This window comes from Tistlia consotensis USBA 355 (assembly GCF_900177295.1).
GTDB lineage: Bacteria > Pseudomonadota > Alphaproteobacteria > Kiloniellales > DSM-21159 > Tistlia > Tistlia consotensis.
The window spans coordinates 270,337-284,751 of the sequence record NZ_FWZX01000002.1; the positions used below are offsets into that span (position 1 = coordinate 270,337).

The following is a 14,415-nucleotide window of genomic DNA, read 5'->3' on the forward strand; positions in this document are numbered from 1 at the left end:
CACAAGACTGACGAACCGGCCTGCGCACCTCAATGTACGCGGAGGCCAGTCGCCGCCATCGTTGCTCTGCGCAATGAGTCGCCCGCGGGCTGGCCGCGGATCAGGGATCAGGTGAAGGCCCAATGCTCGACGTTGCCGTGAAGCAGGACCCGACCGTCGCGGCCGGACGACGTTCCGCCGAGGCGGCATGGCGGGCGTTCCTGGAGCGCTTCCCGCAGCCGAAGGAACTGGTGCTGATCCAGCCGCCGCTGGTGCCGGAGCAGTTCTTCGACGTCAAGACGGCGCAGGGCGGCGGCTACTACAACTTCCCGCCGACCGGACTGCTCTACATCGCGACGGTGGCGCGCGAGGAGCGGCCGGATCTGGAGATCTCGCTGATCGACCTCAACCACCTGCTGCTGAAGCAGAGCCACGACCCGGCGTTCCGCTACAAGGTCTGGCAGGACGTGGTGCGCGAGGCGATCGCCGGCTGCGAGGCGCCGATGGTCGGCGTCACCTTCATGTTCGGCACGACCAAGCCCTGTTACGTCGAGGTCACGAGCTTCGTGCGCCGCGAGTTCCCGGAGGTGCCGGTGCTGAGCGGCGGCGTCCAGGCGACCTTCGACTACAGGGAGATCCTGCAGGACGGCCAGGCCGACCTGGTGACCCGGCGCGAGGGCGAGGACCAGTTCCGCAGCTTCCTGCGCGGTCTCTCGGACCCGGCGACGCCGCCGGTGCCGGGCCTGGCCTTCCGGCTCGGCGAGGCGATCCATGAGATCGACGGCCCGATCGAGGCGGCGCCGCTGGCCGCCGACATCCGCTGGGCCTACGACCTGATCGACATTTCCGAGTACTACGCCTACGGCTGCCTCGGTGCCTTCTCGCGCTACGTCGGCACCGACCGCCGGTTCTGCACGGTGCTGACCAACCGCGGCTGCCGGGCGCGCTGCACCTTCTGCACGGTGCGCAACTTCAACGGCTTCGGCGTGCGCCAGCGCTCGATCCAGGACGTCATCGACGAGGTCAAGTTCCTCAGGGAGCGGAAAGGCGTCACCTACATCGACTGGCTCGACGACGACCTGCTGTGGAACCGTGAGCGGGCGCTGGCTCTGTTCAACGGCCTGGCCGAGCAGGTGCCGGGCCTGGAGTGGACGGCCAGCAACGGCCTGATCGGCGTCTCGGTCGACGAGGAGATGATCGACGCCATGGTTCGCTCGGGCCTCAAGGCCTACAAGATCGGCATCGAATCCGGTAACGATCGCCGGCTGAAGCAGATCAAGAAGCCGACCACGAAGAAGAAGCTGCGCGAGCGCAACGGCTGGTTCAAGAAGTATCCCGAGGTCCTGACCTCGACGAACTTCATCATCGGCTTCCCCGAAGAGACCTTCGGCGAGATGCGCGACACCTTCGACTTCGCGCTGGAGCTGGCCTGGGACTGGTCGAGCTTCTACATCTGCCAGCCGCTGCGCGGCACCGAGATGTTCACCGACTTCGAGGACCTGGGCGACGAGCGCACCAAGGAAGAGCGCTACGACAAGATGATCAACCCGGGCCGCTCGGCCGAGCGCGGCGAGTTCGGCTACCGCTTCAAGGAGGCGAAGCGCACCTACGCCGGCTGGGAGATCTTCGAGATCCCGGAGGACACGGTCCCCGACCTCGACCAGCAGAAGGAGATCTGGTTCGCCTTCAACCTGATCGCCAACTTCCTCGGCAACCCCTGCTTCCAGCCGGGCGGCAACCCGCTGAAGATCGCCCGCTGGATCGAGGCGATCCACTCCGGCTATCCCTACGACGCCTCGATGGCGGCGGCGCTGTCGCACGCCTACCGTCTGGCCGGCCAGGTCGAGCGCGCCGACGGCCTGACCGCGCGCTTCCTCGAGCTCTGCGCCGGCGCCGACTACTGGCAGAACCGCGTGCGGCAGTTCCCCGAGCTGCTGCTGCTGGCCGGCCTCGAGCAGGCTCCGGACTGGTACGAAGGCGAGGTCCCGACGGCTCTGCTCCGGCCGCTGCCGACGCGATGAGCGGCAATCCGGACGGCCCGCTCACGGGCAAGGTCGCCGTCGTGACCGGCGCGTCGCGGGGCATCGGCCGGGCCGTCGCCGAGGCGCTGCTGCGCGCCGGCGTCTCGGTCATGGGCTGCTGCCTGCACGCCGAGAGCCTGGCCGCCGCGGTCGGGCAGATGGCGCCGCTCGGCCCGATCGAGGGCCGGGTCTGCGATGTCCGCGACCTGGAGCAGGTGACGGCTCTCTTCGCCCGTGCGGCCGAGCGCTTCGGCGGCCTCGACATCCTGGTCAACAATGCCGGCGTCGGCATCGTCAAGGACTTCGACGCGCTGACCCCCGAGGAGTGGCGGCAGACCATCGACGTCAACCTGACCGGCGTCTTCAACTGCTGCCACGCCGCCCTGCCGCACCTCAAGGCGCGCGGCGGCGGCCATATCGTCAACATGTCGAGCCGCTCGGCGGTCAACCCGATGCCCGGCGGCACGGCCTACAACGCCTCGAAGTTCGGGCTGAACGGCTTCAGCGAGGCGCTGACCCTCGACCTGCGCAAGCACGGCGTGCTGGTCACCTCGGTGATGCCGGGCCGGGTCAACACCGACTTCGCCGGCGAGGCGCCGCAGGATTGGCACATTCCGGTGGAGGACCTCGCGCGCAGCGTGCTAGAGGTCCTGGCCCATGATCGGCGCAGCCTGATCAGCCGGATTGAGGTCCGGCCCTCCTTTCCGCGCTACTGACAACAGGTTCCCATGTCCCTGCCGCTTCTCGCCGACCATGTCGTCGCGGTCACCGGAGCGGCGCGCGGCGTCGGCGCCGCGGTGGCGCGCGCCTGCGCGGCGCACGGCGCGGCGCTGCTGCTCCTCGACGTCGAGGCGATCGGGCTGGAACGGCTGGCCTGCGAGCTGGCGGAGAGCGGCACCGAGGCCCTGTCCCGCATCGTCGACGTGCGCGAGGCCGGCGCCGTGGCCGAGGCCTTCGCGGCGGCGGCCGAGCGCTTCGGCGGGCTGACCACGCTGATCCAGAGCGCCTCGCCGGAGCGGCGCGACCGGCGCAGCTTCCCCGAGAACATGGAGCACTGGCACGCCGAGCTCGAGATTCTGCTGGAGGCGCCGGCCCAGCTCGCCGCGGCGGCGGCGCCACTGCTGAGCAAGGCGGCCAATCCGAGCATCCTCAACATCTCCTCGGTGCTCGGCGCGCAGGTCGCCCAGCAGACGCCCGGCTACCACATCGCCAAGGCCGGCATCGACCACCTGACCCGCTACCTCGCCGTCTCGCTGGGCGAGAGCAGCATCCGGGTCAACGCGATGGCGCTCGGCCTGGTCGACCGCGACGAGGGACCGCGGCTGACCGACGACCCGATCAACCGGGCGGTCTGCGAATCGGTTGTGCCGCTGCGTCGGGCGGCCAACGGGCGCGACATCGGCCAGGCAGCGGTCATGCTGGCCTCGCCGCTTGCCTCGTACGTCACCGGCCACGTGCTGGTGGTCGACGGCGGCCTCAGCCTCAACGAGCCCTTCTTCACCGCCCGCAAGGGCTACCTGCACGGCAAAGGCCCGGTGAAGGAGGTGTGAGCGCCCCCGGATGCGGCCGGGCGCGCGACCCGTTCTACGGCGCCCGGCAGGAGCGCAGGGCGAGGACGTCGTAGAAGGCCCCGGAATCGACCCGCTCCAGCGTGCAGCGCGACGCGATTCGCTGCCAGGCCTCCTGCCAGATCGACAGCAGGCTCTCGCGCTCGCGGTCGACGAGCAGCAGGTCGCCGGGGCCTAGGGCGTCGCTGGACTCCAGGATGGCGCGGCGCAAGAGCGGCGCATCCATGTCGTTGAGCGAGCTGGAGACCGGCCAGAAATACCAGCGGTCACTCTGTGCGAACAGTGCAACCCCGAGGAAGTAGAGGCGCTTGCTGTCGATCAGCGCCGGGATTCGGTTCCGGCCCGGAAAGTCCCGGTCCAGGAGCAGCCGCAGGTCGCGCACGCGGGCGGCCAACCCGGTCCCCTGCATCTGGAACTGCACGGGGTCGGTCTCGTCGACCTCGCTCGGCCGCTGTGCGATCCCGGCGGCGAGCCTGCGGGCGACCGCCTGCGGTGCGCAGCCGGCGGCGTCGAAGCACTCGCGGAGCAGCGTCGCGTTGCCCTGGTCGGCTCGGTAGGGGCGCGCGAAACGCTCGAGCGAGAAGGCGACGACCGAGGCGACGGCCAGCGCGACCAGGAGCCGTTCGAGCCGCAGCTGCGATCGGGGAGTCTCGCGCCAGCGCTCCAGCAGCGCGTCGAGGCCGACGAGGGCGACGGTCAGGAAGGGCAGCAGCGCCAGGCCCAGCGTCGTCGATGTCGAGCGGCCGACGAAATAGCTGACCGCACCGATGCCGAGCACCGACGCGGGCACCAGGCTCGAGGCGCGCGGATGGTCGTCACGGCCGGCCAGAGCGTCGCGCGCGGCGAGGGCGAGCGGCACGAAGAAGGCAAGCGCGACCGGTATCCACAGCCCGTACTCCCTGGGGATCGGGACGCTCCAGTGCGAGACGCTGCCCGGCTCGAAGCTGGACACCAGCTCGAAGTAGGGGCGGTAGTCGGGCATCCGGCCGTAGGCCGCCGCGAGATACAGGGCGAGGGCGCCCTGGCCGGCCAGCAGGCCGCCGAGCAGGATCGCGCCGTCTCTCAGCAGGGGGCGTGGCGTGCGCGCGCGCAGCGCGGTCAGCACGGCCGCAGCGCCGACCGGACCCGCCGAGAACAGGAGGTCCTCGATGCTCCACAGCGAGGCCACCACCGTCAGGACCAGGAGGCCGAGGCCGCGCCAGCGCCAGTGCTCGGCCCAGGCCATCCAGAGCACGACCAGGGCGGGCAGCAGATAGCGGTAGCCCTGGGTCGAGGGCAAGCCGTTCAGATTGAACACCTTCTCATGGAAGGTGATGGCCCAGATCAGGCCGATGGCGGCGAGCAGGAGGCAGACGCCCTTGTCGCGCACGAGCCGGTGGACGGTCAGGAGGAAGGTGACGAACCAGGCCAAGGTGAACAGCCGCACGACGAAGGCTGCTGCGCCGAAGGTCTCGGGCAGGCGCTCGAAGGCCGCGCTGAGCACGACCCAGGGCAGGAGGCCGTACTGCGAATAGACCTCGACCATGGGCACGCCGCCCCGCCGCGCATGCAGCGCGGGACCGACATAGGGCACGAAGTGGTCGTACGCGCGAAACAGCCCGTCGTCGAACAGCAGCAGCGCGAGGATCAGGCAGAGCGCGAGCAGGCCCCACGCGAAGGGGCCTCGGCGGAGAGGCGGCAGCCGCGGCGCCAGGAATGCCAGCGGCCAGGCGGCCAGCAGCAGGATCGGGAACAGCGGCCGCTCGGTGAGCCACTCGAAGAAGGCCGAGACCTGCGGACGATCCGGATAGAGCGGCGCGTAGATCGCGCAGAAGAGGGCCAGCGAGCCCAGCAGCAGCGGCACCGTCCAGCGGTCGAGGCGCGCCAGCCGGTCGTCGAGCCTCGCCGGCAGCCCCCTCGCCGCAGTGAGGAGCGCGCCTGCCAGGAAGGCGGTCAAGGCGACCACCAGCAGCGGGCCGAGCAGCGGGACTCCTGTCGCCTGGCGCACGAGGCCGCCGAGCGCCAGGATGAGAAGCAGGCAGGCGGCGAGCTGGACGATCCGTTCGGCGCGGCGCGCCCAGGTGCTCGGGCCGAGCCGCTGATCGAGCCAGGCCCAGAGCAGTGCCGCGGCGAAGGGGCCGAAGACCAGCAGCAGGAGGTAGCCGGCCATCTCGGCCTTCTCGCTCTGGCCGACGACCGCGACCGCCAGGACCGGCAGGGCCGCCAGCAACGCGAAGGGCGCGATCGGCGCGACCGGCCAGCCCGGCACGCTAGGCGTTGGTCGTGGCTCGCTCACGATGGCCGGCTCCTCTACTTTCCGGACGCGCCGTACCCGAGGTGTCCGAGGTCGATATAGACCCGCTCGGGCCGCTTCGAGAACTGCTGCCGGCGCGAGACGTGGATCTCCCAGTTCAGGCGCAGGAAGACCTTCACGACCTCGCGCAGGTTGCGCCAGCTGGCGGCGCCGCCGGGCTTGCCACCGGACAGGTAGCCCGGCACCTCGGCGAAGCGGGCGCCGGAACGCAGCAGCTTGACGTTGATCTCGGAGACGATCGAGAAGCGCTGCGAGGTCGCGTCGACGGAGCGCACCAGCCGCGTCGGCCAGACGCAGGGCGCGTTGATGTAGAAGACGTAGACCTGGAAGGCGATGTAGTAGAGCAGCCGGTAGGTCAGCGACAGGATGATGCGGCCGTAGGGCCGGATCTCCAGGTTGAGCGGGGCCGCGATCACCATGTCGGCGGCGTCGCGGTGCCGCGCCATGACGTCGATGAAGCCGGCGTTCATGTCGTTGTCGCCCGGCACGATCATGAACTTCTCCGACTTCAGGGCGGCGAGGCCGCTGCGGATCGCCGCGCCGAGGCCCCGGTTGACCTCGTGGCGCACCAGCCGCACGCGCGGGTCGGCGGTGCCGGCCGCCTCCACCAGGCGCGCCGTGGCGTCGCTGCTGCCGTCGTCGATCACGACGATCTCGTAGTCCGCCAGGCCGATCCCGGCCATCACCCCGCCGACCGTCGCCAGGGTCGACTCGATGTTCGGTTCCTCGTTGAAGGCGGGAACCACGAAAGACAGCTCCGGCATGGTCACGCCCCTCCGCTGCCCGGCCGGCGGGCCAGGTCCAGGTAGACTCGCCGGGGCCGCGCGCGGAATCGCTCGCGCTGCGAGACGTGGATCTCCCAGTTCAGGCGCAGGAACACCTTCACGACCTCCTGGAGGTTGCGCCAGCTGGCGGCGCCGCCCGGCCGTCCGCCGGTGAAGTAGCCCGGCACCTCGGCGAAGCTGGCGCCGGAGCGGAGCAGCTTGACGTTGATCTCGGAGACGATCGAGAAGCGCTGCGATTTCGCTCCGATGCCGCGCACCAGCTCGGTCGGCCAGACGCAGGGCGCGTTGACGTAGAAGACGTAGACGCGGAAGGCGCAGAAGTAGAGCAGCCGGTACATCAGCGACAGGAAGATCCGGAAGTCGGGCCGGATCTCGAGATTGAGCGGCGCGGCGATCACCAGCTCGGCGGCGTCGTGGTGCCGTGCCATCGCGTACATCAGGTCGGCGCTCATGTCGTTGTCGCCCGGCACCACCATGAACTTCTCGGCGAGCGCCGCCGCGGCGCCGTCCAGGATCGAGCTGCCGAGGCCCTTGTTGACCGTGTGGCGCACCAGGCGGATCCGCGCATCGGCGGCCGAAGCCTGTTCGACCAGGGCTGCCGTCGCGTCGTGGCTGCCGTCGTCGACCACCACGACCTCGTAGTGCTCGAGCGGCAGCTCCGCCATCGTCGCGGCGATCGTCGCCAGGGTCTTCTGGATGTTCGGCTCTTCGTTGAAGGCCGGGACCACGAGGCTCAGCGCCGGCCTGGTCATCGCGGCCTCCCCGGGTCGAACTCCGAGAGCCGGCCCAGGTAGAGCCGCTTCAGGGCGCGCATCAGGCCGAGCAGCCGGGCGAGCGAGGGTGAGGCCAGCCACAGCCGCCCGTCGCGCCGCAGCACCGCGCCGCCGGCGACCATCCGCTCCAGGCGCAGGTGGGTCAGGTGGCGGTCGCTGTAGCGCGCGAGCAGGTCGTCGTGCGGCAGTCCCGCGGCGCCGGCCGCCTGCAGCTCCAGCAGGATGCGCACGCGCAGGCTCGACTGTCCGGCCTGCACGAAGTTGAGGAAGACGAACCAGCCGCAGCAGAACAGCAGCAGGTCGCCGAGCAGCAGCCAGAGGCCGGCCGGGCTGAAGGTCAGGACCTCGACCAGCGCCAGCGCCGCGAGGCCGGCGAGCAGGCTGACCTTGTAGGGCAGCACATGACCGCGGGTCAGTCGCTGGCTTGCGACGTGGCCGGCCAGGCTGGCGGCCAGGGCCAGGGCGACCCGTGCCAGGCCCAGCCACTCGGCGAGCCCCTCGGGCGGCGGCAGCAGGGGCAGCAGGCCGGTCATCCGCTCGCCTTGTCCATGCCGGAGAGCCGCCGGTAGAGGTGGGTGAGCTGCACGAAGAGGCCGACGTGGCCCTGCATGCGGTAGCGGTCGTCGGCGTCCAGCACGACGATGCGCTGCTCGAGCAGCTTGCCGATGCGCGTGGCGGTGAAGGGATGACTGGCGATGAAGGCCTCGACCTCGCCCTCGGGCATGCCGGCGCTGCCGTGGCGCTCGATGAAGCCGGCCAGGGCCAGGGTCGGGCTGTCGTGCTCGACGCCGATGTAGAGCAGCAGGTAGGAGGTCATGCCTGCGCCGGCGAGCAGCAGGGCGTAGACCGCGGCCGGCAGGCTGCCCCAGAAGAGGCCGGCGAGCCCGGCGATCAGGATCGTGGCGGCGAGCAGCGGCAGCGGCCGGGCCGCGGCCAGGCGGACGACGAGGAAATGCAGCAGGACGCCGGCCAGGACCGATCCTGCACCGGCGAGCACGGCGACCATGCCCATCCCCCCAGGTTTCCTCAGCCCGGTCCGGCGCCCCAGGGCATCGCGGCCGCGGCGGTGACGAAGAGGCTGCCGTCGCGATAGCTGGTCGGCATGTCGGCGACCGTCGCGACCTGCCGCCAGCCGGTCTTCTGGGCGAAGAGGTTGACGCCCAGGCCCTTGAGGTGGGCGAAGACGATCTCCGCGTTCTCCGGGGTGCCGATCTCCATGACCGCGTCGGTGCCCTGCCAGTGCGCCCGGGTCGTGCCGCGGATGATCTGCGTCTCGTGGCCCTCGGCGTCGATCTTGACCAGGTCGGCCCAGTCCATGATCTCGCCGATCGGCTTCAGCTCGACCGGGAAGCGCTCCAGCTCGCCGTAGGGGTTCGCCTTGGCGCCGCTGAGGTGGCTGCCGGTGGTGTTGCCGAGCACGCGGACGAACTCGGCCTGCCCGGGCCGGTCGGAGACCGCGGCCTCGATCAGCTCGACCCGGTCGGCGACGCCGTTGAGCTCGAGGTTGCGGCGCAGCAGCTTCGCGTGGACGGGATCGGGCTCGAAGCAGCGCACCTGGAAGCCGGAGCGCGCCAGCATCAGGGAGTGCAGGCCGATGTTGGCGCCGACGTCGCCGGCCTTGCGGTAGCGGCCGCGGTTGGCGTTGTAGAAGGCGAAGAGGATCAGCTCGTCGAGGCCGAAGAGGTCGAGCGAGTCGATCGCGCCCATGCCGTGATAGGGGAACGTCAGCGCCCCGAACGGGCCGAAGCGGCGCGGCCGCCGGTTGCCCGGCCCGAACATCTGGCCGACGGCGTGCTGCGCGGCCGCCTTGAGGAAGGCGTAGGCCGGCGCATCCGGCCGGTGGTCGTCCAGGTCGACCGGCAGGACCTCGAACTGGCGGGCCAGCAGCTCCTCGGGGGCGACGTGGCGGAACGCGCCCTTGCCGACCAGCTTGTCGTTGCCGGCGCGGCGCAGCTTGTACATGTCCGGATCGTCGGCCAGCAGGGCCTCGAGCTCGGCGGTGCCCCAGCGGTCGTGGGCGACGCTGAAGTTGCGGCCGCCGATCGTCTCGCGGCCGGCGCCGACCAGCCAGTCGCAGCAGGCGACGACCTTGTCCATCGACACCCAGTCGCCGCCGTCCAGCATCTCGACCGTGCGGCGGTAGTTGTCGCCCGCGGCCTCCTTGGCGTCGAGCGTCGCCTGGTGGATCTTGGTCTTGACCCAGCCCGGGCCGACGATGGCGAAGCGGGTGTCCGGGATCTCCGCGTCGAGCAGCTCGCACATCTTGATGCTCGCCACCTTGGCGACGGTGTAGGCCGAATAGTTGGTCGGCGCACCGTTCGTGCCGCCGGCGGCGAAGAACAGGACCAGGGGGCCCTGCGCGCTGTCGCGGCGGCGCGCCGGCAGCAGGCCGTGCAGGGCCCGCAGCTGCGCGGTGAAGTTGACCTGCACCGACTGCTCCCAGGCGTCGAAGCCGACGGCCTCGAAGCTGCCGACCGGCTCCATGGCGCCCGGGGCCACGACCAGGACGTCCCAGGCGCCCTCGGCGGCCAGGGTCCTGGCGGCCGCCCCGACCGAGGCCGCGTCGGAGAGGTCGCAGGGCGCCAGGACGGCGCCCGCCCGCTCCAGCTCGTCGAGGGCCGGTGAATGGGTCCGGTAGGTGCCGGCGACCTGGCAGCCTTCGGCCAGCCAGGCCTTGGCCAGGGCGAGGCCGATGTCGCTGGAGATCGACAGGATCAGCCGGCGCGGCAGGTCGCGGGCGGTCTGCGGGGCGTCCGGGGTCTGTTGGCTGCTGGTCACGCCTTGTGCTCGTAGTCCAGGGATTGCGAACGGATGAAGTCCCAGTTGTCCTCGACCCAGGACACGGTCTCGTCGATGCCTTCCTCGAGCGAGATCCGGGCGCGCCAGCCGAAGGCTTCGCGCGCCTTGGTCGAGTCGATGACGTAGGCGGCGTCCTGGCCGGGCCGGTCGGCGACCGTTTCGGTCACCTCCTCCAGCGACTTGCCGAGCCGCTTCGCGATCTCGGCCACGACGTCGCGCACCGCGACGCCGCCGTCGGGCGACAGGTGGTAGCGCTGGCCGATCTCGCCCCTGGTCAGGATGTCGAACTCGCCCTCGGAGACGTCGCGCACGTGGATATAGGACTTCACCGCGTGGCCGCCGCCGTGCAGCTGGATGGTCCGCCCGAGCTTCAGGTAGATGACCGAGCGCGGGATGATCTTGAAGAGCTGCTGGCGGGCGCCGTAGACGTTGGTCGCGCGCACGTTCATCACCGGCAGGCCGTACTGCTTGCGATAGACCTCGAGCAGCATGTCGGCCGCCGCCTTCGAGGCCGCGTAGGGCGTCGAGGGATTGTCCGGCGTGTCCTCGGTCACCCTGCCGACGCAGTTGCCGTAGGCCTCGGGCGAGGAGACGTGGAGGTAGCGCTTCAGGTAGTCGCGCCGGCGCAGGGCGTTGACCATCTTGGCGAGCGAGACGGTGTTGGTCTCGAACCAGTGCTCGGGATGCTCCCAGCTCGGCCCGACCTCGCTCTGCGCTGCGAAGTTGACGATCGCGTCCGGCTTCTCCTGGTCGAGGAAGTCGATCAGGGCGTCGCTGTCGCGGTTCATGTCGAACTGCTGGAAGCGGAAGCGCGAGAGGTCGTCGCGGCCGCGGTAGCGCAGCAGCGGCGCCGGCTTCTCGGCCGAGCGGCTGATGCCGATCACCTCGATGCCCGGCTTGTCCAGCAGCAGATCGCAGAAATCCTGGCCGGAAAAGGCGTTGCTGCCGAGCACCACGACGCGGCTGGGTTGGTAGCTTTCGCTCATCACTCTCGGTTTCTGCTGGAAAGGACGGTGGGGCTCTAGAAGGGGCCGGTGAAGCTGCTGTCGGGCTGGTCCAGGTTGCGGCCCTCGGGCACCGCGAAGAGCTCGGGATCGACCGGTCGGCCGAGCAGCTTCAGGGCCGCCGCCACGAGGTGCGGTGCGCGCGGGTAGTAGGAGTCGGACAGCGCCTTGCTGGTCGGGGTCGGGAAGTCGGGCAGGCCGATGCGCACCGGCGCGGCCTTGAGCTTGTCGAAGGCCTGCTCGACGACCAGGCTGACGACCTCGGCACCGGCGCCGAAGCGCACGTGCGCCGTGTCGGCGACGACCAGCCGGCCCGTCCGCGCGACCGAGTCGAGGATCGTCGCCTCGTCGAGCGGCCTGACCGAGCGCAGGTCGATGACCTCGGCCTCGATGCCCTGCTCGGCCAGGATCTCGGCGGCGCGCAGCGCCTCCAGGCTCATGTAGGACAGCCCGACCAGCGTGACCTCGGCCTTGCCGCCGCCGCCGTGCATCAGCCGCGCCTTGCCCAGGGGCACCCGGTAGGGACCCTCGGGCACCTCGTCGGCGAGGCCGTAGAGCCAGCGGTGCTCCAGGCAGATCACCGGGTTGTCGTCCTCGATCGCCGAGAGCAGCAGGCCCTTGGCGTCGGCCGGGGTCGCCGGCATCACGACCTTGAGGCCGGGCACGTGGGCGAACCAGGCCTGCAGGCTCTGGGAATGCTGCGGGCCCTGGCCCCAGCCGCGGCCGACGATCATCCGGATGGTCAGCGGCACGGGCACCTGGCCGCCGAACATGAAGAACCACTTGGCCGCCTGGTTGACCATCTGCTCCATGGCGACCAGGGCGAAGTCGACGCGCTGATGGGTCAGGATCGGCCGCATGCCGGTGATCGCCGAGCCGACGGCGACGCCGGTCATGGCGTTCTCCGACAGCGGCATGTCCTGCACGCGCTCCGGCCCGAAGCGCTGCAGCAGGCCGGAGGTCGTGCCGAAGATGCCCTTGGGGTCGGGCGCGCCGAGGCCCATCAGGTAGACGCTGGGGTCCTGCTCCAGCGCGATCGCCTGCGCCTCCAGCAGGCCCTGGGCGAAGGTCATCCGGCGGGTCGACACGGCGGCGCTCCGGTGGGCGTCGTCAGGCATAGCAGTCCTCCGGCGACAGCGTGTCGACGGGGAAGGCAGCGGCCTTGGCCTTGGCGACGGCGGCGTCGATGCGTGCCTGCAGTTCGCCCTCCAGCGCGGCGAACGCCGCGTCGTCGGCGCCCAGGCGGTCCTGCAGCAGCGCCTTGTGGCGTGCCAGCGGGTCCCGGGCGCGCCAGGTCTCGTACTCCTCGACCGTGCGGTAGCCGATGTCGTTGTCGAAGTTCGGTCCGCAGTGCTCGCGCCAGCGGTAGGTCGCGAGCTCCAGGAAGGCCGGTCCGTGGCCGGCGCGGCAGGCCTCGACCGCCTCGCTGGCCATCTGCCAGACCGCGACCGCGTCGTTGCCGTCGCCTTCCCAGGTCGCGACGCCGTGGGCGCGGGCGATGCCGGCGATCGGCCGGCCGAGCGGCTGGCGCACCTCCATGGGGGAATAGACCGAGTAGAGGTTGTTCTCACAGACGAACAGCAGTGGCAGCTTTTTCAGCGCCGCGAAGTTCAGGGTCTCGTGGAACACGCCGGTCTCGGCGGCGCCGTCGCCGAGGTAGATCACCGTGACCTTGCCGTCGCCGCGCAGCTTGCTGGTGAAGGCGGCGCCGGCGGCGATCGGGATCGTGCTGCCGACGATCGGCACGGCGCCGAGGAAGCCCTTGGCGCGGTCGATCAGGTGCATCGAGCCGCCGCGGCCCCGGGCACAGCCGGGCGCCTTGCCGTAGATCTCGGCGAACATGCCGTCCAGGTCGGCGTCCATCGCCAGGTAGTGGCCGTGCGAGCGATGGCCCGACATCGCCTGGTCGCCGGGCCGGAGCGCGGCGGCGACGCCGGCCGCCGGCGCTTCCTGGCCGATCGAGAGATGCACCGGGCAGCGCATCTGCTGCTCGGGATAGAGGGCGACGATCTTCTCCTCGACCAGCCGCACGTAGAGCATCAGCCGGTAGAGACGCCAGAGCAGCTCCGGATCGGGACCGTTGGCGAGCGCCGCGGCGCTGCCCGCCGATGCGGCGGAGGCCGAGGTCATTTCAGGTCGATCTTCTGCATCATGCGGATGTTGTAGTAGCGCGGGTCGTTCAGGGCGTCGGGCAGGCGGCCGTCGCGGAAGGCCGCGACCAGGCCCTCGACCGCCTCGGCGATCGTGTGCTTCGGCGTGAAGCCGAGCTCCTTGGCGATCTTGGCCGAGGAGACGTGGTAGGAGCGGTTGTCGTCAGTCGGCTCGACGACCATCTCGACGTCGTCGCCGACCGCCTTCTTCACCGTCTCGGCCAGCTCGCGGACCTTGTGGTTCTCGTAACCGGCGTTGAAGACCTTGCCGTCGATCATCTCGTCCGGCGCCTCGAGGGCCAGCAGGTAGAGGTCGCACATGTCCTCGATGTGGATGTTCGGGCGCAGCTGCTCGCCGCCGAACACCTTGATCTTGTGATTGTGCACGGCATGGTTCGTCAGGATGTTGACGACCACGTCCAGGCGCTGGCGCGGCGAGTATCCGCAGACCGTGGCCGGGCGCAGGGTCAGGGTCACGAAGCCGGGCTCGCGCTCCTCCTCCAGCACCGCCTCGCACATCGCCTTGAACTTCGAGTAGTCGGTCAGCGGCTCGAGCTCGAGCTCCTCGGTGACCTCCACGCCTTCCTTGATGCCGTAGACCGACGAGGAGGAGGCGTAGATGAAGCGGTTCACGCCCGCGGCCTTGGCGGCGCGCACCAGCGGCCGGAAGCAGTCGAAGTTGATCGACTTGCCGAGGCCGGGGTCGAGCTCGAAGGAGGGGTCGTTGGAGATGCAGGCGAGGTGGATCACCGAGTCGCAGCCGGTCAGCGCGTCCTTGACCGCCTCGATGTCGCGGATGTCGCCCTTGACGGTGCGCAGGCGCTCGTGCTTCGGCAGAACGTCCTCGCCGTAGATGAAGAGGTCGAGAACCGTGACCTCGTAGCCGGCGTCCAGCAGCTTGGGGATCAGGACGGCGCCGACGTAGCCGGCGCCACCGGTCACCAGAACGTGCCTCTTGCTCACTGAAGTCTTCTCCATTCGCCCGGAAAGAAGACGGTCCCCTGTCAGGCCGTCCGAAAGCCGGCTTCCCAATAGCGCGTCAG

General features: G+C 70.4%; 13 protein-coding genes. 3 read left to right on the top strand and 10 right to left on the bottom strand.

Translation table 11 applies throughout. From position 1 onward, the window contains the following. The first annotated feature begins 122 nt into the window (after positions 1 to 122). The 3 genes from B9O00_RS04760 to B9O00_RS04770 are packed head-to-tail and all read left to right on the top strand — an operon-like array spanning position 123 to position 3,550. Positions 123 to 2,000 carry a B12-binding domain-containing radical SAM protein gene (locus B9O00_RS04760; RefSeq protein WP_085121295.1) on the top strand — a complete coding sequence of 626 codons (1,878 nt, stop codon included), beginning with the start codon at positions 123 to 125 and terminating at the stop codon, positions 1,998 to 2,000. Further along, entirely contained in the window at positions 1,997 to 2,716 is a 720-nt protein-coding gene (locus tag B9O00_RS04765) for an SDR family oxidoreductase (protein WP_085121296.1), read from the top strand. Before B9O00_RS04760 ends, B9O00_RS04765 begins: the two co-directional genes overlap by 4 nt. A 12-nt stretch (positions 2,717 to 2,728) precedes the next feature. Next, complete coding sequence (locus tag B9O00_RS04770) at positions 2,729 to 3,550, top strand: SDR family oxidoreductase (RefSeq protein ID WP_085121297.1); 822 nt, start codon at positions 2,729 to 2,731, stop codon at positions 3,548 to 3,550. Between the two features lie 34 nt (positions 3,551 to 3,584). Here the strand turns inward: B9O00_RS04770 and B9O00_RS04775 are convergent, their stop codons facing one another. The 10 genes from B9O00_RS04775 to B9O00_RS04820 are packed head-to-tail and all read right to left on the bottom strand — an operon-like array spanning position 3,585 to position 14,335. Then, the gene (locus B9O00_RS04775; protein WP_143596148.1) at positions 3,585 to 5,843 is read right to left on the bottom strand and encodes a hypothetical protein; all 2,259 of its coding nucleotides are present in this window, start codon (positions 5,841 to 5,843) and stop codon (positions 3,585 to 3,587) included. A 14-nt stretch (positions 5,844 to 5,857) separates the two neighbouring features. Continuing rightward, positions 5,858 to 6,625 (bottom strand): glycosyltransferase family 2 protein, encoded by a 768-nt coding sequence (locus B9O00_RS04780; protein ID WP_085121299.1) that lies wholly within the window; start codon positions 6,623 to 6,625, stop codon positions 5,858 to 5,860. 2 nt (positions 6,626 to 6,627) lie between these two features. Continuing rightward, entirely contained in the window at positions 6,628 to 7,398 is a 771-nt protein-coding gene (locus tag B9O00_RS04785; RefSeq protein ID WP_085121300.1) for a glycosyltransferase family 2 protein, read from the bottom strand. Continuing rightward, a complete protein-coding gene (locus B9O00_RS04790; RefSeq protein WP_085121301.1) occupies positions 7,395 to 7,952 on the bottom strand; it encodes a hypothetical protein in 558 nt (185 codons plus the stop codon). The genes B9O00_RS04785 and B9O00_RS04790 overlap by 4 nt, the downstream gene beginning before the upstream one ends. Further along, the gene (locus B9O00_RS04795) at positions 7,949 to 8,431 is read right to left on the bottom strand and encodes a hypothetical protein (RefSeq protein ID WP_085121302.1); all 483 of its coding nucleotides are present in this window, start codon (positions 8,429 to 8,431) and stop codon (positions 7,949 to 7,951) included. The genes B9O00_RS04790 and B9O00_RS04795 overlap by 4 nt, the downstream gene beginning before the upstream one ends. A 14-nt stretch (positions 8,432 to 8,445) precedes the next feature. Beyond that, positions 8,446 to 10,197, bottom strand: a complete 1,752-nt coding sequence (locus B9O00_RS04800) for an FkbM family methyltransferase (RefSeq protein WP_085121303.1) — start codon at positions 10,195 to 10,197, stop codon at positions 8,446 to 8,448. Next, entirely contained in the window at positions 10,194 to 11,204 is a 1,011-nt protein-coding gene (locus B9O00_RS04805; protein ID WP_085121304.1) for a GDP-mannose 4,6-dehydratase, read from the bottom strand. The genes B9O00_RS04800 and B9O00_RS04805 overlap by 4 nt, the downstream gene beginning before the upstream one ends. A gap of 35 nt (positions 11,205 to 11,239) precedes the next feature. Next, positions 11,240 to 12,340, bottom strand: a complete 1,101-nt coding sequence (locus B9O00_RS04810; RefSeq protein WP_085121305.1) for an alpha-ketoacid dehydrogenase subunit beta — start codon at positions 12,338 to 12,340, stop codon at positions 11,240 to 11,242. Further along, positions 12,333 to 13,352, bottom strand: a complete 1,020-nt coding sequence (locus B9O00_RS04815; protein WP_085121306.1) for a thiamine pyrophosphate-dependent dehydrogenase E1 component subunit alpha — start codon at positions 13,350 to 13,352, stop codon at positions 12,333 to 12,335. The genes B9O00_RS04810 and B9O00_RS04815 overlap by 8 nt, the downstream gene beginning before the upstream one ends. Then, positions 13,349 to 14,335, bottom strand: a complete 987-nt coding sequence (locus tag B9O00_RS04820; protein WP_235017040.1) for an NAD-dependent epimerase/dehydratase family protein — start codon at positions 14,333 to 14,335, stop codon at positions 13,349 to 13,351. Before B9O00_RS04820 ends, B9O00_RS04815 begins: the two co-directional genes overlap by 4 nt. Positions 14,336 to 14,415: the final 80 nt, after the last annotated feature.

Coding starts and splice junctions, on each gene's coding strand:
- B9O00_RS04810 (WP_085121305.1), bottom strand. CDS start 12,340: ATGCCTGACGACGCCCACCGGAGCGCCGCCGTGTCGACCCGCCGGATG.
- B9O00_RS04760 (WP_085121295.1), top strand. CDS start 123: ATGCTCGACGTTGCCGTGAAGCAGGACCCGACCGTCGCGGCCGGACGA.
- B9O00_RS04795 (WP_085121302.1), bottom strand. CDS start 8,431: ATGGGCATGGTCGCCGTGCTCGCCGGTGCAGGATCGGTCCTGGCCGGC.
- B9O00_RS04780 (WP_085121299.1), bottom strand. CDS start 6,625: ATGCCGGAGCTGTCTTTCGTGGTTCCCGCCTTCAACGAGGAACCGAAC.
- B9O00_RS04770 (WP_085121297.1), top strand. CDS start 2,729: ATGTCCCTGCCGCTTCTCGCCGACCATGTCGTCGCGGTCACCGGAGCG.
- B9O00_RS04805 (WP_085121304.1), bottom strand. CDS start 11,204: ATGAGCGAAAGCTACCAACCCAGCCGCGTCGTGGTGCTCGGCAGCAAC.
- B9O00_RS04790 (WP_085121301.1), bottom strand. CDS start 7,952: ATGACCGGCCTGCTGCCCCTGCTGCCGCCGCCCGAGGGGCTCGCCGAG.
- B9O00_RS04785 (WP_085121300.1), bottom strand. CDS start 7,398: ATGACCAGGCCGGCGCTGAGCCTCGTGGTCCCGGCCTTCAACGAAGAG.
- B9O00_RS04765 (WP_085121296.1), top strand. CDS start 1,997: ATGAGCGGCAATCCGGACGGCCCGCTCACGGGCAAGGTCGCCGTCGTG.
- B9O00_RS04815 (WP_085121306.1), bottom strand. CDS start 13,352: ATGACCTCGGCCTCCGCCGCATCGGCGGGCAGCGCCGCGGCGCTCGCC.